Consider the following 23,029-nt stretch of genomic DNA (forward strand, 5'->3'; position numbering starts at 1 on the left):
CAAGATGACTAGATTTTTCATTACCCGGCCAATATTTGCATCGGTAGTTTCGATCATTATTGTGCTTGCTGGCCTTGCGGCCGCATTCCAGCTGCCGATTGCGCAGTATCCGCAAATTGCGCCGCCTACCGTAATGGTAACGGCAACTTACCCTGGTGCCAGTGCTGAAACCCTGGCCAAGACAGTAGCAGCGCCGATTGAAGAGCAGCTGAGTGGTGTTGAAGGGCTGCTGTATTACCAGTCCAGTGCCGACTCCAGTGGCACTTTGACCATCACTGCCACCTTTGAAACTGGCACTGATGTTGACCAGGCAACCTTCAACGTCAGCAATCGCGTCAATATTGCCTTGCCACGCCTGCCTGATGATGTACGTCGCACAGGCTTGATTGTGCAAAAGCGCTCCAATGACATCCTGATGGCATTGATGCTGGTTTCGCCGAAAAAGACCTATGACCCCTTGTACCTGAGCAATTATGCAACGCTGAATGTGTTGGATGAGCTCAAGCGCGTGAAGGGCGTGGGCGACGTCACCGTGTTTGGTACCCAGGATTACTCCATGCGTATCTGGCTGCGTCCGGACCGCATGGCACAATTGGGTGTTTCAACCAGTGAGATTGCTGCTGCTATTGCGGCGCAGAATGCGCAATATGCTGCAGGTAAGATAGGTCAGGACCCGGCGCCAGATGATCAACAGATCGTCTACACCGTGACTGCCAAGGGTAGACTGGTTGAGCCTGAGCAGTTTGCCAATATCATCGTCAAGGCCAATGGCCCACGTGGTGTGCTGTATTTGAAGGATGTGGCACGTATTGAACTGGGTGCGCAGAACTACAATATCCGCACCACGCTGGATGGTCAGCCTGGCGTAGGTATTCCTGTGTTCCTGCAGACAGGTGCCAACGCGCTGGATACTGCCGAGGCCATCAAGGCCAAGATGGAAGAACTCAAGCAGCGCTTCCCCGAGGATATGGACTACCGTATTCCTTACGACACCAGTGACTTCGTCAAGGCGTCTATTGAAGAAGTAGTACATACCCTGGCAGAAGCCATGGTGCTGGTGGTGCTGGTGGTATTCCTATTCCTGCAAAGCTGGCGCGCTACCTTGATTCCTATCATCGCCGTGCCTATCTCCTTGATTGGTACTTTTGCTGGTCTGTGGATATTCGGTTTCTCCATCAATACCCTGACTTTGTTTGCCATGGTATTGGCGATTGGTATCGTCGTTGATGATGCCATCGTGGTGCTGGAGAACGTAGAGCGCTTGATGACTCAGGAAAAGCTCTCGCCGTTGCATGCCGCGATCAAGTCCATGGAGCAGGTATCCAGTGCCGTTGTAGCGATTGTGCTGGTGCTGTGTGCGGTGTTCATTCCGGTGGCGTTCATGGGCGGTATCGCCGGTGAGCTCTATCGCCAGTTCGCGGTGACCGTGGCGGTGGCGGTGGTGATCTCCGGTATCGTGGCTTTGACGCTGACGCCTGCGCTCTGTGCCATCTTGCTTAAGCACGTGCATGGTGAGTCACGCTTCTTCAAGCCATTCAACCGTGGTTTCGACAAGCTGACCAACTTCTATACCTCTACCGTGGGCTTGACCCTGCGTCATCGCATTATTGGTGCTGTAGTGTTTGTGGGCATCATCGCGGCAGGAGCGTATTTGTTCCGTGTGGTGCCTGGCAGCTTTGTACCTCCTGAAGATCAGGGCTATGTGGTGACGGCCGTGATCATGCCGGACGGTTCTACGCTGAGCCGCACCAGCAAGACCATGGAGAACGTGCGCCAGGCAATATCACAAGACCCTGCAGTGGCTACGCAATTCGTCATCAATGGTTTTGATTTGATAGGCGGCGGTAACAAGGCCAGTGCGGCGACCATGTTCGTGCGTATGAAGGATTGGGATGCACGTACCGCGACAGCGGATGACATTGTCAAGCGTCTGTTCGGCATAGGCATGAGTCAGCCTGATGGTATGGCGATTGCCTTTAATCCGCCAGCGATTCGCGGTTTGGGTAGCTCGGGTAGCATGGAAATGTATATCCAGAGCCGCACTGACACTGACCCCTTGCATTTGTCCGAGGTAGTAAATAACTTCATGGATACTTTGCGTAAGGAGCCACGTCTGGCCGGTATCAACACCTTCTTCCGTCCTACCGTGCCACAGTTGTTGATTGAGGTGGACGAGGCCAAGGCCTTGTCGCTGGGTGTGCCTATCTCGGATATCTATGCCACGCTGCAAAGCACCATGGGTACGCTGTATGTGAATGACTTCAACCGCATGGGTCGTACTTACCGTGTGCAGTTGCAGGCAGAACCTGCATTCCGCATGAAGCCTGAAGATCTGGGCCGTGTTTATGTACGTTCCGCAGCGGGCGGCATGGTGCCTATGTCTGCAGTCAGCAAGGTCAGCAACATTATTGGTGCTGAGCAGCTTGAACGTTACCAAGGTCTGCTGTCAGCCAAAGTGCTGGGTGGCGGTGCCTATGGCGTGAGTTCTGGCGATGCGATCAGGTTGATTGAGCAGGCCGCCAAGGAAAGCCTGCCAGATGGTTATCAATTGGCATGGACAGGTCAGGCCTATCAGGAAAAGCTGACAGGTTCGGCTGCGATCTTTGCCTTCAGTTTCGCCATCATTATGGTGTTCTTGATCCTGGCGGCGCAGTTTGAAACCTGGGCCTTGCCTTTGGCTGTGATCATGGCCGTACCGTTTGCGCTGGTAGGTGCTTTGCTGGCGGTGATGTTCCGCGGTATGCCTAATGACATCTACTTCCAGATTGGCTTGGTCACCCTGGTTGGCCTGGCGGCAAAAAATGCCATTCTGATTGTGGAGTTTGCCAGCCAGAAACTGGAAGAAGGCCTGTCACTAAAAGAAGCTGCGATTGAGGCTGCGCGCTTGCGCTTCCGTCCTATCGTCATGACTTCCATGGCCTTTGTGCTAGGTATCGTGCCGTTGGTGATTGCAACTGGTGCGGGTGCCGCTGCGCGCCGTTCCATGGGGACTGGGGTGTTTGGCGGTATGTTGCTGGCTACTTTTGTGGCCACCATCTTTATCCCTATGTTCTTCACCTGGTTGTCTGGCAATACCAGCAGCCGTACGCATCACGATGACAAGAAGGAGACAATATAATGTCGCGTCTCAATTTAATTCATGTTGCCGTGGCCATGGCTTTGGCAGGTTGCATGGTCGGGCCTGACTACCATAGGCCCGATAATAAACTGCCTGCCAGTTATAGTGATGCTGGCAGCAGCGATGCCAATGCCACAGATGCCAGCGCTCAAGCTGGACTGAAGCTAGATGCCTGGTGGGAAAGTTTTCAAGACCCGGTGTTGACTGAGTTGATGCAAAAAGCCTTTGCCAACAATGTCGATATTGCCAAGGCAGTTGCACGTATCGAAGAGGCGGATGCGGCTATGCGTGAGGCTGGAGCTTCACTGTTTCCGCAGATAGACCTAACCAGTAACGGTATGCGTCAGCGTGTAACCGAAACTGGGGCTTTCCCCATTATGTCCGGCATCCCGGTGTTCCGCGAAAACTACAACCTGCAATTGGGTACTTCCTTTGAGCTGGATTTCTGGGGCAGATTGCGCCGAGCGCGTGAAGCTGCGCGTGCGCAAGCCCTGGGTACTCTGTATGCCAAGGATACGGTCAGTCTGTCACTGTCCAGTCTGGTGGCCAGCAACTATCTCTTGCTGCGCAGTGTGGAAGCGCAGATTGCGGTATCGCGCGATAGCCTGAAAACGCGTGGTGAAAGTCTGGATCTGACCAAGCGCAGGCTGGAAGGTGGCGTAGCCTCGATTCTGGATGTGCATCAAGCTGAAGTGGCCAACTCCAACCTGGTTGCGCAACTGGCTGATTTGGTGCGCCAACGTGAAGTGGTGCAGCATCAGCTGGCCGTTTTGACCGGGGATTACGAGCTTAAAGTGCCTGAAGGTGATATCCATCAGTTGCCGCAGCCACCAATTCCACCTACAGGTTTGCCATCTAGCTTGCTGGAAGCCAGACCTGATATTCGTGAAGCTGAGCAGACCATGATCTCGGAAAATGCGCAGATTGGTGTGGCTAAAGCGGCTATGTTCCCCACCATTACGCTGACCGCTGCGTTTGGTGGTGAAAGTGCAGACTTGAGCCGTGTACTGGAAAGCCCATCGCGTATCTGGTCTACCGGGCTGGGCTTGAATCTACCTATCTTCACCGCAGGCAGATTGTCCGCACGTGTTGATCAGGCTAGCGCCAGGCAGAAACAAGCGCTGGCAACTTACCAGGCTCTATCCAAACTGCCTTCAAGGAGGTTAGGGATGCCTTGGTGACCGTGCGCCAGAGTCGTGAGCGGGAAGAAGCGCTCAACATCAGCCAGAATGCGGCCAAGCAGGCCTTGCAGATATCGGAAAATCGTTACAAGTCCGGTTATTCCGGCTATCTTGATGTGCTGGATTCTCAGCGCGTTTACAACGATGCCGCACTGGCGTTTATCCAGAGCCGCCAGTCCAGGTTGACCGCCACGGTTGATCTATTCAAGGCTTTGGGTGGTGGCTGGAAAACTGCTAACGCTTACCAGCAGCCTGAAAAGCAAGCCAGTAATTAAGCTGTTTGCTCACTAAATCGGCGCTCTGGAAAACAGAGTGCCATTGAAAACCGGGTTACACCCGGTTTTTTTACGCCTGTAGCCTGCACAGGCCAGTGCTGAATAGTGCTGTTTGTCGATAGGGCTGAGCCAAGCGCGCGTGCTAAAATTGCCGCCTTATCTATTTTTTGATTATTTGCCGATTGCCATGACCGTACGTACCCGTTTTGCGCCTAGTCCCACAGGTTTTCTTCATATTGGCGGGGCACGCACCGCCTTGTTCTCCTGGGCTTATGCCCGCAAACATGCGGGTGAGTTTGTGCTGCGCATAGAGGATACCGACGTTGCACGCTCTACGCCTGAGGCTGTGCAAGCGATTCTTGATGGCATGAACTGGCTGGGCTTGAGCTGGGATGAAGGTCCTTTCTATCAAATGCAGCGCATGGATCAGTACAAGCGCGTGATTCAGCAGTTGTTGGACGAAGGCAAGGCCTATCTGTGTTATTGCAGCAGGGAAGAGCTGGATGCTATGCGTGAGCAGCAGATGCAGGAAGGTAAAAAGCCACGCTATGATGGCCGCTGGCGTCCTGAGGCGGGCAAGAGCTTGCCAGCCGTGCCTGCAGGGGTTGACCCTGTGGTGCGCTTCAAGAACCCACTCACTGGCAATGTGGTATGGGATGACTTGGTCAAGGGGCAGATCAGCATTGCCAATGAAGAGCTGGATGACCTGATCATCGCACGTGGCGATGGCACGCCAACTTATAACTTCTGTGTGGTGGTGGATGATTGGGAAATGGGTATTACCCAGGTGATACGGGGCGATGATCATGTGAACAATACCCCACGCCAGATCAACCTACTGCAAGCGCTAGGCGCACAAATTCCGCAATATGCGCATTTATCCATGATCCTGGGGGATGACGGGCAGAAGCTCTCCAAGCGCCACGGTGCGGTTAGTGTCATGCAATATCATGAAGACGGCTATCTGCCGGAAGCTGTGCTTAACTATCTGGCAAGGCTGGGCTGGTCTCATGGCGATGATGAGATTTTCAGTATGGCGCAGTTCTGTGAGTGGTTTGGCCTGGATCATGTCACGCCATCTGCTGCCCAGTTCAATACCGAAAAGCTCAACTGGCTCAACAACCATTACATCAAGCAGGCTGATCTCGCCAGATTGGCAGAGGATATCGCACAACGTTTGGCGCTGGCAGGTGTGCAGGTGCATGAGGGGGTGGATTTGCAGGGCGTGATAGCACTTTATCGTGACCGCGCACAAACCCTTAATCAGCTTGCCGATAGCGTAGCTTATTTCTATCGCAAGCCTGAGGTGGATGCTGCCGCGCAGGAAAAACATATCACGGCAGATATCGTGCCTGTCATGCATGCCTTATTTGCTGTGCTGGAGGGCTTGGAGTGGACTCAGGACAATCTGCACCATGCCATAGAGCAGGCAGTAACGGCCAATGCGCTGAAATTCCCCAAGGTGGCCATGCCTTTGCGCGTCATGATCACAGGCGGCGCGCAATCTCCAAGCATTGATGCCGTGATGACCTTGCTGGGCAAGTCTGAAAGTCTGGCAAGAATGCAGGCTATATTGCGCGCATAAATTCACAAGCTGCCCTGATCGTGAATTTTCGCAAATAATCTGGGCAGGGCAGAACAATTTGCCGGGCTTGAAGTCCTAGCTTTGAGTCGGCAATCAAGTACAAGTCGCTATTAGATTTTGTGCTTGAGATTGCCAGCCAAGCCTTAATATTGCTAATTGCTGGTCAGGCTTGCGATGTTGGCTTGTTTTTTTTGTGCTTGCCCCCATAGTTGCTGTAACAGTAGTGAATGAAGAGCTTGCTTGGTGGCTCTAGCTTGGGAAAAGTTTTTCACGTAAAGTGGCTGTAAGAACAAAACTCCCCATATATATAGAATTACAAGGAAAAGGAGCATCAAAATGAGCGTTAAAGGGCAGATGTTACAAGACCCGTTTCTGAACACGTTGCGTAAAGAGCACGTGCCCGTTTCAATCTATCTGGTAAATGGCATCAAACTGCAGGGGCAGGTCGATTCTTTCGATCAATACGTCATTCTGCTCAAGAACACCGTGACCCAGATGGTATATAAGCATGCCATTTCCACCATAGTCCCCGGTCGTGCTGTTTCCATTCCCCATGGTCCTGCAGCCACCAATTCTGAAGAATAATTTTTGTTAGATTCAGGTTTATATGTTTGATCGGCCAGTTGGCGGCGATGCTTCCGTACTGGTAAGCGTGGATTTTGGTGAGCCGGGTTATGAAGACAGCCTGCAGGAATTAAGGCAGTTGGTCATCAGTGCCGGGCTGGCGATTAATGGGACGGTAGAAGGTCGCCGTCCCAAGCCCGATCCCAAATTCTTTGTGGGTAGTGGTAAGGCAGATGAAGTTCTGGCTACCATGCAAGCAACAGAAGCTAAGGTTGCGGTATTCAATCATGATCTCAGTCCTTCCCAGCAGCGCAATCTTGAACGCCTGCTTGAAGCGCGCGTGATAGACCGTACTGGACTTATCCTCGATATCTTTGCCCAGCGCGCACAAAGCCATGAAGGCAAGTTGCAGGTTGAACTTGCCCAGCTTGAGCACTTGTCTACTCGACTGGTGCGAGGTTGGACTCACCTTGAACGACAAAAGGGTGGTATTGGCGTACGTGGTGGCCCAGGTGAAACCCAGCTTGAGTTGGATAGGCGCATGTTGCGCATTCGCGTCAAGCAGTTGCGCGAGAAGCTGGATAAGCTCAAGCAGCAGCGCGGTATGCAGCGTCGTTCCAGGCGCCGCTCTCAAGTTTTGTCAGTCTCTCTGGTGGGTTATACCAATGCTGGCAAGTCCACTTTGTTTAACCGCCTGACGCAATCCGGCGTTTATGCGGCTGATCAACTGTTTGCTACCCTGGATACCACGTCGCGCAAGCTTTATATTCCTGATGGTGGTCCTGTTGTCATTTCAGATACCGTAGGGTTTATCAAGCATTTGCCCCATGCCTTGGTAGAAGCATTTGGTGCGACCTTGGAAGAGGCAGCGCAGGCTGACTTGCTGTTTCATGTAGTAGATGTCGCCAGTGACAATCGCGATGATCAAATCGAGCAGGTCAATCTCGTGTTGTCGGAAATCGGTGCGCAAGCGGTGCCGCAGATCTTGGTGCTAAACCAGATAGACCGGGCGGGAATCCAGTCGGGGCTTGATAGGGACGAGTATGGTAGAATCTCGAAAGTGCGCATTTCTGCCAAGACGGGGGAGGGCATGGAATTGTTGCGGCTTGCCTTACTTGAGCATCAACAAAGCCTGTTTGCCAAACAACCTACGTCCTATCAGGACGCATAATTTTTTGATTTCACGGAGTAATGCATGGCTAACGATCCCGGTTGGGGCAATCGTAATAACGATGGTCCGCCCGATTTGGACGAAGTTTTCCGTCAATTCAGCCGCAAGCTGAATGGTTTGTTCGGCAAGAATGGTGGCCCAGGCGCCCTGAGTCAGAGCCCAAGGCAATCCCAGTATTGCCTATTCTGGGCTTGGTGGCCGTCATCTGGTTTGCCACGGGTTTCTATACAGTAGATCAGGGCTCGCGCGGCGTGGTCCTGCGCTTTGGTAAACACGTTGAAACGACACTGCCTGGTCCCCGTTGGCATCTGCCTTTCCCTATTGAAACTGTGACTAAGGTCAATATGGAGCAGGTGCGTACGGTTGAAGTTGGTTACCGCTCGGCAGAGGGCAGCTCCAGCCGTGGCCGTGAATTGCGCGAATCCTTGATGTTGACCGATGATGAAAACATCATTGATCTGCAAATGGCCGTGCAGTACAACCTCAACAATGTTGAGGATGCATTGTTCAACAACCGCTTTGCCGAAGAGTCTGTGCGCGGCATTGCCGAAACTGCAATTCGTGAAATCGTCGGCAAGAGCAAGATGGACTTCGCGCTCTATGAAGGACGCGAAGAAATTGCGGCTCAAGCGAAGAAAATGATGCAGGAAATCCTGGATCGTTATTCCACTGGTATCAATATCGTCAACGTCACCATGCAGAACTCGCAGCCTCCTGAGCAAGTGCAGGCGGCCTTTGATGATGCTGTGAAAGCTGGTCAAGATCTTGAGCGTCAAAAGAACGAAGCTATGCCTACGCTAATGATGTGATACCGCGTGCACGTGGTGCGGCTTCACGCCTGTTGGAAGAGGCCGCTGGTTACAAGCTGCGCGTTGAGAATGAGGCCAAGGGTAATGCCAGCCGCTTTGAGCAGGTGCTTACCCAATATCAACGTGCACCTGAAGTGACACGTCAGCGTCTATACCTAGATGCGCAGGAACAAATCATGTCCAGCGTTAGCAAGGTGGTCGTCGATCAAAAGGGTGGCAACAGCTTGCTGTATTTGCCACTGGATAAGCTGCTGTCTGCAACTGGTGCAGGCAATGCCCCAGCTACACCTAATGTACAGCCTGTAAGCCCCACGGCTCTGCCCGAGCTGGACGCCAATAGTCAGCGTTCGCGTGATGCATTCCGTAGCCGTGACAGGGAGAGTCGTTAATGAAAAATATCGGTACTGCCTGGTGGGTTTGATTGCAGCGCTGTTGCTGCTGAGCTTGTCTGCGTTCAATGTGGATCAGCGTGAGTTTGCCCTGGTGTTCCGCCTGGGTGAGATTGTGGCTGTGAAAAAAGAACCAGGCTTGAATTTCAAAGTGCCCTTGGTAGATAACGTACGTTATTTCGACAAGCGTATTCTGACCCTGAACTGGACTGAGCCTGATCGTTTCCTCACCAGTGAAAAGATGAACGTGCTGGTCGATTCCTATATCAAATGGCGCATCATAGACCCAGCCAAGTTCTATGTTTCGGTCAAGGGTGATGAGCAACAAGCCGAGCGTCGCCTGTCACAAACAGTGAATGATGGCCTGCGTGCTGAGTTCGGTAAGCGCACCATGCATGAAGTAGTGTCTGGTGAGCGCGGCAAGATTATGGATATCCTGCGTGAGCGAGCAGATCGTGATTCACGCCAGATGGGTATTCAGGTGCTGGATGTGCGTCTGCGTCGTGTAGATTTGCCGCCTGAAGTCAGTGAGTCCGTGTACCAGCGTATGGAAGCCGAGCGTAAGCGTGTGGCCAATGAGCGCCGTTCACGTGGTGCTGGTGAGGGTGAAAAGATCCGTGCGGATGCCGACAGGCAACGTGAAGTGATCATTGCCGAAGCCTTTAGCGAAGCGCAAAAGACCAAGGGTGAGGGCGATGCCCGTGCCGCAGAGATTTACTCGCAGGCTTATGGCAAAAACCCCGAATTCTATGCCTTCTACCGTAGCTGGATGCGTACCGCAACAGCTTCAAGAGCAAGAGTGATGTCATGGTGCTGGAGCCGAATTCCGACTTCTTCAAGTACATGCGCAACTCTGGCCGTGCTACTAGCGGTAAATAACGCTTGAGTACATCCACTTTGCTGCTGGCAATAGGCCTGGTGCTCGTCATCGAGGGCATATTGCCATTGGTCTCGCCCCAAGCCTGGAAGCAGACCTTCAGCCGTATGGTGGAAATGAAGGACGGCCAGCTACGCTTTGTCGGGCTGGCTCCATGATCATAGGTCTGGTGATTGTGTTACTGGTGCAGTAGCGGGATCAGCCACCTGATTTGACTGGCTAAATGCCTGCCTTTTTATAGATATCTTATGCGTAACTGGTTACTTCCCGAATACATCGAAGATGTACTGCCTGCCGAGGCTGCGCGCGTAGAACAATTGCGCCGTTGCCTGCTGGACCTGTTCAAGGTGCATGGCTATCAGTATGTCATCCCTCCCATGCTTGAATACATGGAGTCGCTGACCACAGGCATAGGCCACGATCTGGATCTCGCCACTTTTAAAGTGGTCGATCAACTGACTGGCAAGCTCATGGGCATACGCGCCGACATTACACCGCAAACCGCCCGTATTGATGCGCACATGTTAAACAATCAGGGTGTGAGCCGCTTGTGCTACGCCGGGAGTGTGTTGCGTACTACGCCGGATGGCCTGGCACACAGCCGCGAGCCTTTGCATGTTGGGGCTGAGCTTTATGGTCACGCCGGGGTGGAAAGCGACATCGAAATTCAGCGTTTGATGATCAAGGCTTTGCACGCGGTTGGCCTGAAAACTTTGTATATAGATATCAGTCATGCAGGCATATTCAGCAGCCTACTCGCAGATGCCCACCTTTCCGAAGTGCAGGAGCAAGAGCTTTACCTCGCCTTGCAGAGCAAGGATCAAGCAGCCGTCAAACAGCTTGGCGCAGGTTTGCCTGAAGCCACCTTGGCGGCATTGACCAGCTTGACTGACCTTAATGGTGATGTCACGGTGCTGGAGCGTGCAGCCCAACGTCTGCCAGCCATCCCTGCCATACGTCAGGCGCTGGATGATCTTAAACAACTGGCCGCAGGCTTGGCTGATCTTGATGTCAAAGTCAGTTTCGATTTAGCTGAGCTGCGTGGCTACCATTATCACAGCGGCATCGTCTTTGCGGCCTATGCCCAGGGTTATGCCGGGCCTTTGGCGCGTGGTGGCCGTTATGACGAGGTAGGTGCCATCTTTGGTCGTGCGCGTCCTGCTACCGGATTTAGTCTGGATTTACGGGGTGTGGTGAGTTCGTTGCCCGTTGCCGAAAAGCAGGGTGCGATATTTGCCCCCGTGGGTACCGATGCTGCATTACAAACTGAAGTTGAACAATTGCGCGCTCAGGGCGAAATTGTCATACAGGAATTACCCGGTCTTGAGGCGCACCGCGCTGAGCTGGGATGTGACCGCGAACTGGTCAAGCAGGATGGCAAGTGGGTGGTTATCGCCACCGCAGCCTTATAAATTTATTTATTGGATCTATTCATGAGTAAGAACGTCGTTGTTATCGGTACCCAATGGGGTGATGAGGGTAAAGGCAAGATTGTGGACTGGCTGACGGATCACGCCCAGGGCGTGGTGCGTTTCCAGGGTGGCCATAATGCCGGACACACTCTGGTCATAGGCCAGGGTGCTTCACAGCGGGAATACAAGCTCAACTTGGTGCCATCTGGCATCGTACGTGAGGGCGTGAACTGCTATATCGGCAACGGCGTGGTGCTGGATGCAGGGCATCTGCTTTATGAAATCGATGGGCTGGAAAAAGCCGGACTTGAAGTGCGTAACCGCCTCAAGGTCAGCCCTGGCTGCCCCTTGATTCTGGACTACCATGTCCGCCTGGACAAAGCGCGTGAAGCTGCACGTGACCCAGAGCGCAAGATAGGCACTACTGGCAAGGGCATAGGCCCCACCTACGAAGACAAGGTCGCCCGTCGTGCTTTGCGCGTATATGACTTGTTCTACCCTGAACGCTTTGCGGAAAAACTGCGCGAAGTGCTGGATTACCATAATTTTGTTCTGACCAAGTATTTGAACACCGATGCCGTGGATTATCAGGCGCAGCTGGATAGCGCCTTATCCAAGGCTGAATTGCTGCAACCCATGGTCACCGACATCTCCGCCGCGCTATATGAAGCCAACAAGGCCGGGCATAACCTGCTGTTTGAGGGTGCTCAAGGTACGCTGCTGGATGTGGATCATGGCACTTACCCTTATGTCACTTCCTCCAACTGTATCTCTGGCCAGGCGGCAGCAGGTACGGGTGTAGGCCCTGGCATGCTGCATTATGTGCTGGGTATCACCAAGGCTTACACCACGCGCGTAGGCGGTGGCCCATTCCCTAGTGAGCTTGATATTGAGAGTACCGATTCACCAGGCTTCCAGATGTCCGACAAGGGCAGGGAGATAGGCACCGTGACCAAGCGCAAGCGCCGTTGTGGCTGGTTTGATGCTGCTGCCTTGCGTCGCTCAGCCCGTATCAATGGCTTGTCTGGTCTGTGCATCACCAAGCTAGATGTGCTGGATGGCATACAAGAGCTGAATATCTGCACTGGCTATGAACTGGATGGCAAGCGCGTTGACATGCTGCCTGTAGGTGCTGATGATGTGGCGCGCTGCAAGCCTGTTTACGAAACTGTTCCAGGCTGGAACGAAAATACTTTTGGTGTAAGTCGTTGGGAAGATCTGCCAGCCAATGCACGTCATTATCTGGAACGTCTTGAAGCCTTGTGCGAGGTGCCTGTAGATATTGTGTCCACAGGCCCTGAGCGTGACGAGACCATCGTGCGTCGTCACCCATTCAGCCTCTAGGATAGCTGTGAAGTCAGTGGAAAAACCCAGACTGGCCTGGGCCATTACCGGCTCTGGCCATTACCTGCGCGAATGTCTAGAGATCATTGATGGTCTGGAAGATGTGGATTTATTCTTGAGCCGTGCTGCTGCCGAAATCCTGCAGCAGTATGGCTTCAAGCATAAGGTCGCCAAAGTATTTCAGGACAAGACTGCCAGCTCTATTCCTGTGGAAATGTTCTATTACGGTGCTTATCACACCGTGGTCATTGCCCCAGCAACCTCAAATACCGTGGCCAAGATGGTATATGGCATTTCCGATAGCCTGGTCACCAATGTCTATGCGCAGGCGGGTAAGTGTGGTGTACCAAGCATAGTCTTTGCCTGCGATACCGAGCCTGAGGTTGAATCCGAGGCACCACGTGACAACATGGTCAAGGTTTATCCACGCCGGATAGATCTGGAAAACATGGAAAAGCTCAAGACCTTCGAACAAACAACCGTGGCAAGTGATATGCAGCAGTTGCAGACCGCCATCCAGGCCAGGCTCGCATGGCTGAAAACCTCCTCTTCCTGACCGGCAAGCTGGCCGAAAAAAGCCTGCACAAAGTGCTGGCGGATATGCAGCCCACTGAGTTCAACTATAGAGTGGCGCAGCTTGGTGTATCCGTAGCAGCTTTATTGACCCCACAATTGATACTGCGCCGCCTCGCCGATGCGGGCGATGCTGACCGTATCATCGTACCGGGTTTGTGCCGTGGTGATTTGGGTCTGCTCGAGGAAAAATATGGCGTGCCTGTAGAACGCGGCCCTGAAGATCTCAAGGACTTGCCGCAATTCTTTGGCCGCGGAGGGCGCAAGCCGGATTTATCCATGTTTGATGTCAAGATCTTTGCTGAGATAGTCGAGGCACCTCAACTGACCGTCGAGGGAGTGTTGGCGCGTGCTGAGGAATTCAGGCGGCAGGGCGCGGATATTGTCGATCTTGGCTGCCTGCCCAATACGCCATTCCCACATCTTGAAGAGTCCATCATTGCGCTGAAAGAGGCTGGCTTCAAGGTCAGCGTGGACTCTCTCAACACCGATGACTTGTTGCTGGCGGGCAGGGCAGGCGCGGATTATCTGCTCAGCCTGACAGAAAAAACCTTGTGGGTGGCCGATGAAGTGCCAGCTACACCCATACTGATTCCTACCACACCGACCAATCCCAGATCGCTATATCGTGCGATAGAGGGCATGCTCAAGCGTGGGCGGCCCTTTATTGCCGATGCCATCTTAGACCCGATTCCGTTTGGTTTTACTGAATCCATAGTGCGTTATCAGCGTTTACGCAAACGTTATCCTGATATTGATATCATGATGGGCGTGGGCAATCTGACAGAGCTCACCGATGCCGATACCACAGGGATCAACGCCATGTTGTTTGGCATTATCACTGAGCTCAATATCAATGCTGTGCTGGCAACTTCGGTGAGTCCACACGCTACCTACGCAGTGGCTGAAGCCGATGTGGCTAGACGTGTGATGTATGCGGCGCGCGAAGAACGCCGCTTGCCACGCGACTATAGCGATGGTTTGTTGGGTCTGCATGACAGAAGGCCTTTTACTTATACTGCGCAAGAAGTGGAAGAACTGGCGGCACAGATCAAAGACCCCAGCTTCCGCATTATTGTCAGCGAAGACGGTATGCATGTTTTCAATCGCGAAGGCCTGCATCTGGACACTGACCCCTTCAAACTCTACCCGCATCTCAAAGTAGATGACGACGCCTCACACGCTTTCTATCTGGGTGTGGAGCTGGCGCGTGCGCAAATTGCCTGGCAGTTAAAGAAACGTTATAGCCAGGATGAAGAGTTGGTCTGGGGCTGCGCCACTCCCAGCAAAAACCCGGAAGGCCGTGTGGCGCACCGTGATGCCTCATTAAAAGAAAAGCGTGAGAAACGCAGTGCAAAAAACCAGGAAGACGAAACATGATTCATGAAATCATCCTGACCACACTCAGCGCCGAAGGCCAAGTGCACATCGCCCCATTTGGTATACGCTGGCGTGGCGATCAGGTGCTGATAGCCCCATTTCGACCTTCACAGACATTGGATAATCTCTTGGCTACACGCCATGCTGTCATTAACTATACCGATGATGTACGCGTGTTTGCTGGCAGTCTGACAGGCCATGCAGATTGGCCTTTGCGCCATGCAGAACAAGTGCAGGGCAGGATATTGGCGTCAGCCTTATCCCATCAGGAACTGGAGCTTGTAGAAGTCAAGGAAGATACAACCCGGCCTGAGCTTTATTTCCGTGTTGTGCATGAGGCAACGCATGCGCCTTTCAGGGGCTTCAACCGTGCACAGGCAGCCGTGATTGAACTGGCGGTGCTGATCAGCCGCCTGCATATGTTGCCCCTAGAAAAAATACTCAGTGAATATGCCTATTTGAAGATTGCGATTGATAAAACCGCAGGTGAGCGCGAGTTGCAAGCCTGGCAGTGGCTCACTGATAAATTGCAGAATTATCAGGCTGAAATCAGTGGAGACAATCAGGCATGAGTAAATTACTGATCAGCGTGACCTCCGCTGCAGAAGCCCTGTTAGCCCTGGAGGCCGGGGCTGACATCATAGATTTGAAAAACCCCCTGCAAGGTGCATTGGGCGCTTTACCTGTAAAGGTAGTGCGTGAAGCTGTCGCCATGGTGGATGGGCGGCGCATCACCAGTGCCACCACCGGCGATTTGCCCATGCAGCCGCAACTGCTACAAGACGCCGTATTGGCAATGGCAGACACAGGCGTTGATATCATCAAGATCGGACTGTTTGGCGATGCCGAGGCCAATCGTCGCTGTATTCAAGCCTTGCAGCAACCCATCATGGAGCGACAGCTTGCCGTGGTAGCGGTCATGATGGCTGACCTAGCACCTAATTTCTCATTATTGCCCGATCTGCAGCAAGCAGGCTTTTGGGGTGTGATGCTGGATACCGCCCACAAAGATGGGCGCAATTTATTAGATCACTGCAGCCTCGCGCAATTAGAAGAGTTCATTCAACAAGCTGGCGACATGAACACAGGCTTGGCTGGATCGCTGAAATCACAGCATTTGTTGCAATTGATCAAAATGAAACCTTCTTATCTAGGGGTCAGGGGAGCGGTTTGCGTAGGTTTAGATCGCGTGGCCCAATTGAGCAAAACACAGGTGTCCGCATTGAAAGATATGTTGCATGAATACAACACATCGGCTGAAAGCGCTGATCTGGTCTGATTTCTAGCCGCAGACCGTTGCGTCATTTTTGTCCATTGAGTATAGTCTAGTCGTCCGTTAGTCACCCCAGGAGTTAAATCGAATGAAAAAAAATCTGATTGGCCTCGCAATTGCTAGTGCATTTGCATTCTCTGCAGCTGTTGCAACAGCTGACGAAGTTGCTTACGACGGTGCTTGGTATGCATTGCCAGGCGTTAACGTTATGCACGCTGATAGCGACCTCGAAGCCAAGCCACGTAGCGTGGGCGGTTTCCTCAAGTTTGGTAAGGAAATCAGCGAACACTGGGATATCCAAGTTGGTCTGAGCCACAACAGTGCTGGTAACGATTTTGAAGGCGTAAGCGGTAAGTACCGTCAAACCCTGTTCGGTGTTGATGCTCTGTACCTGTTCAGCCGTGACAAATTCCGTCCATTCTTGCTGGCTGGTGTTGGCGCTGCGCGTAACAACATCGACTACAGTGTTGCTGGTACCGATATCGGTGGCAAGAAGACTTCCTGGATGGCTAACGTAGGCTTCGGTGCACAATACCTGTTCAACGAATCCTTCGGTCTGCAAGCTGACTTGCGTCACGTTTGGAGCCGTGCTGAAGTGGATGATATTCCTGCTGTTGGTTTCAGCGGTGGTACACACACAATCGGCAACACCTACCTGAACCTGGGTGCTATCTTCCGCTTTGGTGCTCCTAAGCCAGCTCCAGTGGTTGAGCCTACACCTGAGCCAGTTGCAGCTCCTGAATCAGCTCCAGAGCCAGTTGCTGAAGCAGCTCCAGCTCCAGTTGGCCCAGCTGAGCCAGCATTCGAAAAGGTAACTCTGTCCTCCGAAGTTCTGTTCGGTTTCGACAAGGACAACCTGAAGGAAGAAGGCAAGGCCGCTCTGAACAGCGACGTTGTTGAAAAGCTCAAGGCTCATCCAGAAGTTGAACTGGTGCTGATCACTGGTCACACTGACCGTATCGGTGATGCTAACTACAACCAGAAGCTGTCTGAGCGTCGTGCTAACACAGTTAAGAAGTATCTGGTTGCACAAGGTATCGAAGAAAGCCGTCTGCACGCAGTTGGCAAGGGTGAAGCTGAGCCTGTAGCTGAGTGCACTGGCGTTCGTGGCAAGAAGGCGATCGAGTGCCTGCAACCTAACCGTCGTGTTGTGGTTGAAATCGAAGTACAACGCGCTGGCGAGTAATATCTAGCCCAGCTGTTAAAAAGCCCCGCCTAGCGGGGCTTTTTTATATCTCTAGTTTGTATTCATAACTTCTTCCATGACGCATCACATGACCCATTGGACGCTAATCAAATGAACGACTATCCCGCAGAGGCTCAAGCTGTCGCGAGCATCATAGAGGCGCGCTGGGTGGTGCCTGTAGTCCCGCTGGGCACAGTGCTGGAGCAGCATAGCGTGATTGTGGATGCTGCTGGGCGCATACAGGATATTCTGCCAACGATAGATGCGAGATTACGCTACCGTGCCACACAAGTAGTGGTGCTGGATGAGCATGTGCTGATTCCTGGCCTGATCAATTTGCATACCCATGCCGCCATGACCTTGCTACGAGGTTTTGCTGATGACCAGCCTTTGATGCGTTGGCTCAATGAGTTCATCTGGCCTGCGGAAAAACGCTTTGTGTCGGAGAAGTTTGTGCGGGATGGCAGTCTGTTGGGCTGCGCAGAAATGCTGGCGGGCGGCACCACCTGCTTCAGCGATATGTATTTTTATCCGCAAGCCGTGGCCGAGGCTGCGTTGCAGTCCGGCATGCGTGCCAATGTTGGCTTGGTGGTGATGGAGTTTGCCACCAGCTATGCGCGCGACGCAGAAGATTATCTGCAAAAAGGTTTGCAGCTCAGGGATGCATGGCGTGATCAGCCCTTGCTCAGCGCCAGCCTGGCGCCGCATGCGCCTTATACGGTAGAAGACAAGACCTTTGAAAACGTGGTGACTTATGCTGAGCAGCTGGGCCTGAATATTCACACCCATTTGCATGAAACCAGGACTGAGCTGGAGGAAAGCCTCAAGCGCTACGGCGTACGTCCCTTGCAGCGTCTGGAGAGTCTGGGCGTGTTGGGGCCTAATTTTGTGGCGGCGCATGGCGTACATCTGGAAGCGAGCGAGATGCAAGTGCTGGCAGAGCATGGCTGTCATATTGCGCATTGCCCGGCATCCAACCTCAAGTTGGCCAGTGGCATAGCCCCGGTCACTGCCTTACGCCAGGCGGGTGTTAATGTGGCCATAGGCACTGATGGCGCTGCTAGCAACAACCGTCAGGACATGTTTGCCGAGATGCGCCTGGCGGCATTACTCGCCAAGGGTGCAAGCGGAGATGCCGCCAGCGTATCCGCCGCCGAGGCCCTGGCGATGGCTACGATTAACGCTGCGCGAGCACTGGGGCACGATGCCAATATAGGCTCGTTAGAAATTGGCAAAGTGGCAGACATGGTCGCGGTAAAATTATCCGCGACCGAGATACAACCCTGTTTCAATCCCATCTCACAACTGGTATACAGTGCTGGACGCGAACACGTGACCCAGGTTTGGGTGGCAGGCAAGCTGCAATATCAGCAGCTGGAAGGGCAGGTCGGCATATTTGCCAATATTGAGCCTGCTGAATTAAAGGAGATTAGTACTATATGGCAAGCCCAACTGAGCCAGTCGCTGGCATGAATGTAGATCAGGCTGAACTGCAGAAATTTGCCGAGCTGGCACATAAATGGTGGGACAAGAATAGTGAATTCAAGCCCCTGCATGAAATCAATCCGCTGCGTCTTAACTACATAGATCAATATGCCAGCCTGGCAGGCAAGGAAGTGCTGGATGTTGGCTGCGGTGGCGGCATACTCTCAGAATCCATGAGTGAACGCGGTGCCAAGGTCACAGGTATAGATCTGGGTGAAAAAGCGCTCAAGGTGGCGCAATTGCATCGTTATGAAAGCGGAGCCGATGTGGATTACCGCCTGATCTCGGTTGAGGATCTCGCCAGTGAAAGGCCGGAGAGCTTTGATGTGGTGACCTGCATGGAAATGCTGGAGCATGTACCAGACCCTGCGGCTGTGGTGCGTGCTTGTGCTCGTCTGGTACGTCCCGGTGGTCAAGTGTTCTTCTCAACACTGAACCGTAATCCCAAGTCTTATCTGTTTGCTGTGCTGGGGGCTGAGTATGTGCTCAAGTTACTGCCCAAAGGCACGCATGAGTATGAAAAGTTTATCAAGCCGTCAGAGCTTGCCAGTTGGGCGCGACAGTCTGGTCTGGATGTGCAGGGAAGCAAGGGCATGACTTACAACCCGCTAAGCAAGCGTTATAGCCTTAATGATGACGTCTCGGTCAATTACTTGTTGCGCACCGTGAAGAGTTGATGGAAAGCGAAATGGACATGATGCGTGGACTGGTGTTGTTTGATCTTGATGGTACCCTGGCTGACACAGCACCAGATTTGGGGTTGGCACTTAATTTGCAGCGTGAGCGCCATGGCTTGCCCATGCTGGATCAAGCTGTGATACGTCCTTATGCCTCACACGGCTCCAAAGGTTTGCTGGGCATAGGCTTTGACTTGACGCCGGAAAGCCCGGAGTTCGCTGCAATGCGCGATGAATATCTAGCGCTGTATGACGAAGTATATGTGCGTGCGCCGACTTTGTTTCCCGGCATGGCAGATTTACTTGAGCGCATAGAAAACAGCGGTTTGCGCTGGGGCGTAGTGACCAACAAGCCCAGACGCTTTTCCCAGCCACTGCTGGAGGCCTTGGCGCTAGATCAGCGCATGGCCTGCCTGGTGTGTGCCGATGATGTCAGCCGTCCCAAACCCCATCCCGAGCCCATGTATCTGGCCTGCTCTCAGGCCGGAGTATTACCCAAGGATTGCATTTATATAGGCGACGCAGAGCGCGATATTCAGGCTGGCCAAGCCGCGGGTATGCCTACGATAGTTGCCTTGTATGGCTATCTGGATCTGCAGGATCAACCCTGGAGCTGGGGCGCTAGTTACGTGGCGCATCATGTAGATCAGATAGAAACTTGCCTGGTAGCCTGGCAGCAAAGCCTGGAGCCGGAGTTTGTTGCGTCTATAGATGAGGAAGCAGGGGCCTGATCAGATCAGTCTGGTGGATCAATCCGGCAGATGAGGTATCTGCCGGATAGTTTAGGCACTTGGTAGGTTGTTTGGACGCTGAGCGTTAACGCACGTTGCGCCGCTCCAGCATGGCTTGCGCCAGGGTGCCGCTATCCACATGCTCGATTTCACCGCCCATGGGCAGGCCACGCGCAATACGGCTGACACGCAGGCCACGTGAGCTGAGCAATTCGCTGACGTAGTGCGCAGTGGCTTCACCTTCTACAGTGTAGTTGGTGGCCAATATCACTTCCTGGATTTGCCCGTCCTGGGCGCGTTTTAATAGTTTGTCGAGATGTATATCCCTAGGCCCGACCCCATCTAGCGGCGACAACCTGCCCATTAAAACAAAATACATGCCCTGGTAAGCCTTGGTTTGCTCCAGCATCATCAGATCACTAGGCATTTCCACGACGCACAGCAGAGAATTGTCACGGTTGCCTGCATCGCAAAGGGGGCAGATTTCCTGCTCGCTGAAGTTATTGCATAGCTGGCAATGACTGACTACCTGCAAGGCCTGGCCCAGCGATTGCGCCAGCAGGCCTGCACCCTTGCGGTCACGTTGCAGTAGGTAATAGGCCATGCGCAAGGCAGATTTGGGGCCTACACCTGGCAAGCAGCGCAAGGATTCTACGAGTTGCTCCAGCGCAGGAGGATTGCGCATGGGCTTAGAAAGGCAGCTTCATGCCGGGAGGAATCGGCATGCCAGCCATCAGGCCACTCATGCGCTCCTGGCTGGTAGCGTCAGCCTTGCGTGCGGCATCATTGAAAGCGATCACTAGCAGGTCTTCCAGCATATCCTTGTCATCAGCATAAAGACTATCGTCTATGCTGATACGTCGCACTTCGTTTCTACAGGTCATGACAATCTTGACCAAGCCGGAACCTGCCTGGCCTTCAACTTCTACCGAGGCCAGTTCTTCCTGGGCGCGCTTCATATTGTCCTGCATTTGCTGGGCCTGCTTCATCAGGTTGCCCAAGCCACCTTTCATCATGGTGTATTCCTTTTATGTGGGTTGATAAGGTTTGATGCTAGATGGAATGATCTGGGCACCAAGATCTTGAATCAGTGCCTGAACAAAGCCATCTGTGTGGATAGCGTTTTCGGCATGCGACTGCAAAGCGGCTTTTTCCTGGCTCATCTGCTGGGCAGGGGTGTTGCCGCTACCGCCCTGGGCAAAGCTGAGCTTGATCTTGCGACCAAAGTGCTGTTGCACAGCAGCCTGCAGTTTTTCTTCATAGCCCATGCCCAGCAGATGTTTCTGCGTGGGAGGTACGGAGAAGGCGATAGAGTCTTCATCGAAACTCGCCACTTCACAATTTTGAGCCAAGGCACGCGCCAAACCGAGCTTGAGCCTATCTACCAAGCCACGCCAATCGCCATCGAATTGACGTGTGAGTCCACCCAGATTTTCACTCACAGCTTCAGCGGCCACAGGCTTGCTGGCGCTGAGCTCAGTATTCGGCTGGGTAGTATGCGGTGCGTTGGTCTGACTATCCCCCTGTCCTGAATCCTGACTTGAGTAGTCAACAGGGGCGTGGTCTGGGGCATGACGCTGAGCATAGCCAGGCTCAGCATAGCCTTCTTGTACTTGTAACTCACGCTCTGCATGCTGAGTCGTCGCGTTCAAAGACGGCTGGGGCAGGCGAGGAGCGATCTCTCTCTGTGCCGCCGCAGGCTGGGCTTGCGATGGGCTAGCTGTGTAAGCATTTCCAGTGGCAGTGTTTGCAGCGGCTAATGCTGAGGTGGCACTGCTAGGTGCAGCTGTAGGCATTGCTGGACTGCTATTTACGGGTTGGGGCGCATGACCAGCAGACAGTGGTGTTCCAGGTTTGCGGCCACTGCTTTTCTGTTCACCGGGGCTAAACGCCAGCATGCGCAGCAAGGCCATGGTAAAGCCTGCATATTCATCAGGGGCCAGCCCGAGGTCGCGCCTTGCCAGTAGGGCAATCTGGTAATACAGCTGGACTTCTTCCGCGCCTATATCGGCAGCTAGCTCCAGCAAGGCCTGGCGTTCGGGATGATCCTGGGCAATGGTGCCAGGCACCGTCTGCGCGATAGCGACCTGGTGCAATAGGTTGGCGAGATCGTTCAATGCAGCATCAAAAGAGATGGCACGCTGCTCCATGGCGCTGGCCTGGCTCAGCAAGGCATTGCCATCACGCGCTACCAGCGACCTCAGCAGATCAAACAAATAGCCCTGGTCTATGGCGCCCAGCATGGCGCGCACTTCTTTTTCGTTTACGCTGTCACCGCCGTAGGCGATGGCTTGGTCCAGCAGTGAAAGTGCATCCCGCATACTGCCATTGGCCGAGCGGCCTATCAGCTGCAGAGCAACCGTTTCAAAGCTGATGTTTTCTTCTTTCAGCACATGCTGCAAATGCTCGGCAATGCCACTGCTGGACATTTGTCGCAGATTGAATTGCAAGCAGCGTGACAGCACCGTGACCGGGACTTTCTGCGGGTCAGTGGTGGCCAGGATGAATTTTACGTGAGCGGGCGGCTCTTCCAGCGTCTTCAGCATGGCGTTGAAGGCATGACCAGTGAGTTGGTGCACTTCATCCAGCATGTAGACTTTGTAGCGGCCCTGGGTGGGGGCGTAGATGGCTTTTTCCAGCAGCGAAGTCATATCTTCAACGCCGCGGTTGGAGGCCGCATCCATCTCAACATAATCAAGGAAACTACCTTTATCAATGGCCAGACAGGCGGCACATTGACCACAAGGTGTGGCGGTGACGCCAGTTTCGCAATTCAGGGATTTTGCCAAGATGCGCGAGAGGGTAGTCTTGCCTACGCCGCGCGTGCCGGTAAACAGATAGGCATGATGCAGACGTTGCTGTTGTAGGGCATTGCTGAGCGCGCGTACTACATGCTCTTGGCCAACCAGCGCGTCAAAGGATTTTGGGCGCCATTTGCGGGCAAGCACCTGATAGCTCATGGGCGTGTAGACTCAATGGAGGACATGTTTTAAATCACG

At 53.3% G+C, this 23,029-nt stretch carries 17 protein-coding genes and 4 pseudogenes; 18 read left to right on the top strand and 3 right to left on the bottom strand.

Annotated features, from left to right (window positions below):
- Window positions 1–4 precede the first annotated feature (4 nt).
- From JCM2850_RS13985 to JCM2850_RS14070, 18 genes and pseudogenes are all read left to right on the top strand, one after another.
- Window positions 5–3,118: an efflux RND transporter permease subunit gene (locus tag JCM2850_RS13985; RefSeq protein ID WP_025872631.1), complete on the top strand. Its 3,114-nt coding sequence runs from the start codon at window positions 5–7 to the stop codon at window positions 3,116–3,118.
- A 53-nt stretch (window positions 3,119–3,171) separates the two neighbouring features.
- Window positions 3,172–4,574 (top strand): annotated as a pseudogene (locus JCM2850_RS19565) (efflux transporter outer membrane subunit).
- A gap of 187 nt (window positions 4,575–4,761) precedes the next feature.
- Window positions 4,762–6,159: a glutamate--tRNA ligase gene (gene gltX / locus JCM2850_RS13995; protein ID WP_025872633.1), complete on the top strand. Its 1,398-nt coding sequence runs from the start codon at window positions 4,762–4,764 to the stop codon at window positions 6,157–6,159.
- A gap of 336 nt (window positions 6,160–6,495) precedes the next feature.
- The gene (gene hfq / locus JCM2850_RS14000) at window positions 6,496–6,744 is read left to right on the top strand and encodes an RNA chaperone Hfq (RefSeq protein WP_025872635.1); all 249 of its coding nucleotides are present in this window, start codon (window positions 6,496–6,498) and stop codon (window positions 6,742–6,744) included.
- A 22-nt stretch (window positions 6,745–6,766) separates the two neighbouring features.
- Window positions 6,767–7,894: a GTPase HflX gene (gene hflX / locus JCM2850_RS14005; RefSeq protein WP_025872637.1), complete on the top strand. Its 1,128-nt coding sequence runs from the start codon at window positions 6,767–6,769 to the stop codon at window positions 7,892–7,894.
- Between the two features lie 24 nt (window positions 7,895–7,918).
- Window positions 7,919–9,092 (top strand): annotated as a pseudogene (gene hflK / locus JCM2850_RS19570) (FtsH protease activity modulator HflK).
- Window positions 9,092–9,971 (top strand): annotated as a pseudogene (gene hflC / locus JCM2850_RS19575) (protease modulator HflC). Before hflK ends, hflC begins: the two co-directional pseudogenes overlap by 1 nt.
- Before the next feature lie 3 nt (window positions 9,972–9,974).
- A pseudogene (locus JCM2850_RS19580) lies at window positions 9,975–10,162 on the top strand (DUF2065 domain-containing protein).
- A gap of 55 nt (window positions 10,163–10,217) precedes the next feature.
- Window positions 10,218–11,381, top strand: a complete 1,164-nt coding sequence (locus JCM2850_RS14025) for an ATP phosphoribosyltransferase regulatory subunit (protein WP_025872639.1) — start codon at window positions 10,218–10,220, stop codon at window positions 11,379–11,381.
- 21 nt (window positions 11,382–11,402) lie between these two features.
- Entirely contained in the window at window positions 11,403–12,725 is a 1,323-nt protein-coding gene (locus JCM2850_RS14030; protein ID WP_025872641.1) for an adenylosuccinate synthase, read from the top strand.
- Between the two features lie 16 nt (window positions 12,726–12,741).
- Window positions 12,742–13,281, top strand: a complete 540-nt coding sequence (locus JCM2850_RS14035) for a flavoprotein (protein WP_439645876.1) — start codon at window positions 12,742–12,744, stop codon at window positions 13,279–13,281.
- Complete coding sequence (locus JCM2850_RS14040; RefSeq protein WP_025872645.1) at window positions 13,257–14,678, top strand: DUF6513 domain-containing protein; 1,422 nt, start codon at window positions 13,257–13,259, stop codon at window positions 14,676–14,678. Before JCM2850_RS14035 ends, JCM2850_RS14040 begins: the two co-directional genes overlap by 25 nt.
- Window positions 14,675–15,250, top strand: a complete 576-nt coding sequence (locus JCM2850_RS14045) for a DUF447 domain-containing protein (protein WP_025872646.1) — start codon at window positions 14,675–14,677, stop codon at window positions 15,248–15,250. Before JCM2850_RS14040 ends, JCM2850_RS14045 begins: the two co-directional genes overlap by 4 nt.
- Window positions 15,247–15,957, top strand: a complete 711-nt coding sequence (locus JCM2850_RS14050; RefSeq protein ID WP_025872649.1) for a (5-formylfuran-3-yl)methyl phosphate synthase — start codon at window positions 15,247–15,249, stop codon at window positions 15,955–15,957. Before JCM2850_RS14045 ends, JCM2850_RS14050 begins: the two co-directional genes overlap by 4 nt.
- Window positions 15,958–16,039: 82 nt before the next feature.
- Window positions 16,040–17,137 (top strand): OmpA family protein, encoded by a 1,098-nt coding sequence (locus tag JCM2850_RS14055; RefSeq protein WP_025872650.1) that lies wholly within the window; start codon window positions 16,040–16,042, stop codon window positions 17,135–17,137.
- 111 nt (window positions 17,138–17,248) lie between these two features.
- On the top strand, window positions 17,249–18,610 hold the full coding sequence (locus JCM2850_RS14060; protein ID WP_025872652.1) for a TRZ/ATZ family hydrolase: 1,362 nt from the start codon (window positions 17,249–17,251) through the stop codon (window positions 18,608–18,610).
- Window positions 18,577–19,299, top strand: coding sequence for a bifunctional 2-polyprenyl-6-hydroxyphenol methylase/3-demethylubiquinol 3-O-methyltransferase UbiG (ubiG, locus tag JCM2850_RS14065; RefSeq protein WP_036266319.1), 723 nt, complete (start codon window positions 18,577–18,579; stop codon window positions 19,297–19,299). The genes JCM2850_RS14060 and ubiG overlap by 34 nt, the downstream gene beginning before the upstream one ends.
- Before the next feature lie 20 nt (window positions 19,300–19,319).
- Entirely contained in the window at window positions 19,320–20,030 is a 711-nt protein-coding gene (locus tag JCM2850_RS14070) for an HAD family hydrolase (protein WP_025872656.1), read from the top strand.
- Window positions 20,031–20,115: 85 nt separating this feature from the next.
- Here the strand turns inward: JCM2850_RS14070 and recR are convergent, their stop codons facing one another.
- Genes recR through dnaX form a run of 3 tightly spaced genes read right to left on the bottom strand, consistent with a single transcriptional unit; the run spans window position 20,116 to window position 22,990 of the window.
- Window positions 20,116–20,715 (bottom strand): recombination mediator RecR, encoded by a 600-nt coding sequence (gene recR, locus JCM2850_RS14075; protein WP_025872658.1) that lies wholly within the window; start codon window positions 20,713–20,715, stop codon window positions 20,116–20,118.
- A 4-nt stretch (window positions 20,716–20,719) separates the two neighbouring features.
- Window positions 20,720–21,046, bottom strand: a complete 327-nt coding sequence (locus JCM2850_RS14080; protein WP_025872659.1) for a YbaB/EbfC family nucleoid-associated protein — start codon at window positions 21,044–21,046, stop codon at window positions 20,720–20,722.
- A 12-nt stretch (window positions 21,047–21,058) separates the two neighbouring features.
- On the bottom strand, window positions 21,059–22,990 hold the full coding sequence (gene dnaX / locus JCM2850_RS14085; protein ID WP_025872661.1) for a DNA polymerase III subunit gamma/tau: 1,932 nt from the start codon (window positions 22,988–22,990) through the stop codon (window positions 21,059–21,061).
- Window positions 22,991–23,029: the final 39 nt, after the last annotated feature.

The organism is Methylobacillus glycogenes JCM 2850 (genome assembly GCF_000617925.1).
Classification (GTDB): Bacteria; Pseudomonadota; Gammaproteobacteria; order Burkholderiales; family Methylophilaceae; genus Methylobacillus; species Methylobacillus glycogenes.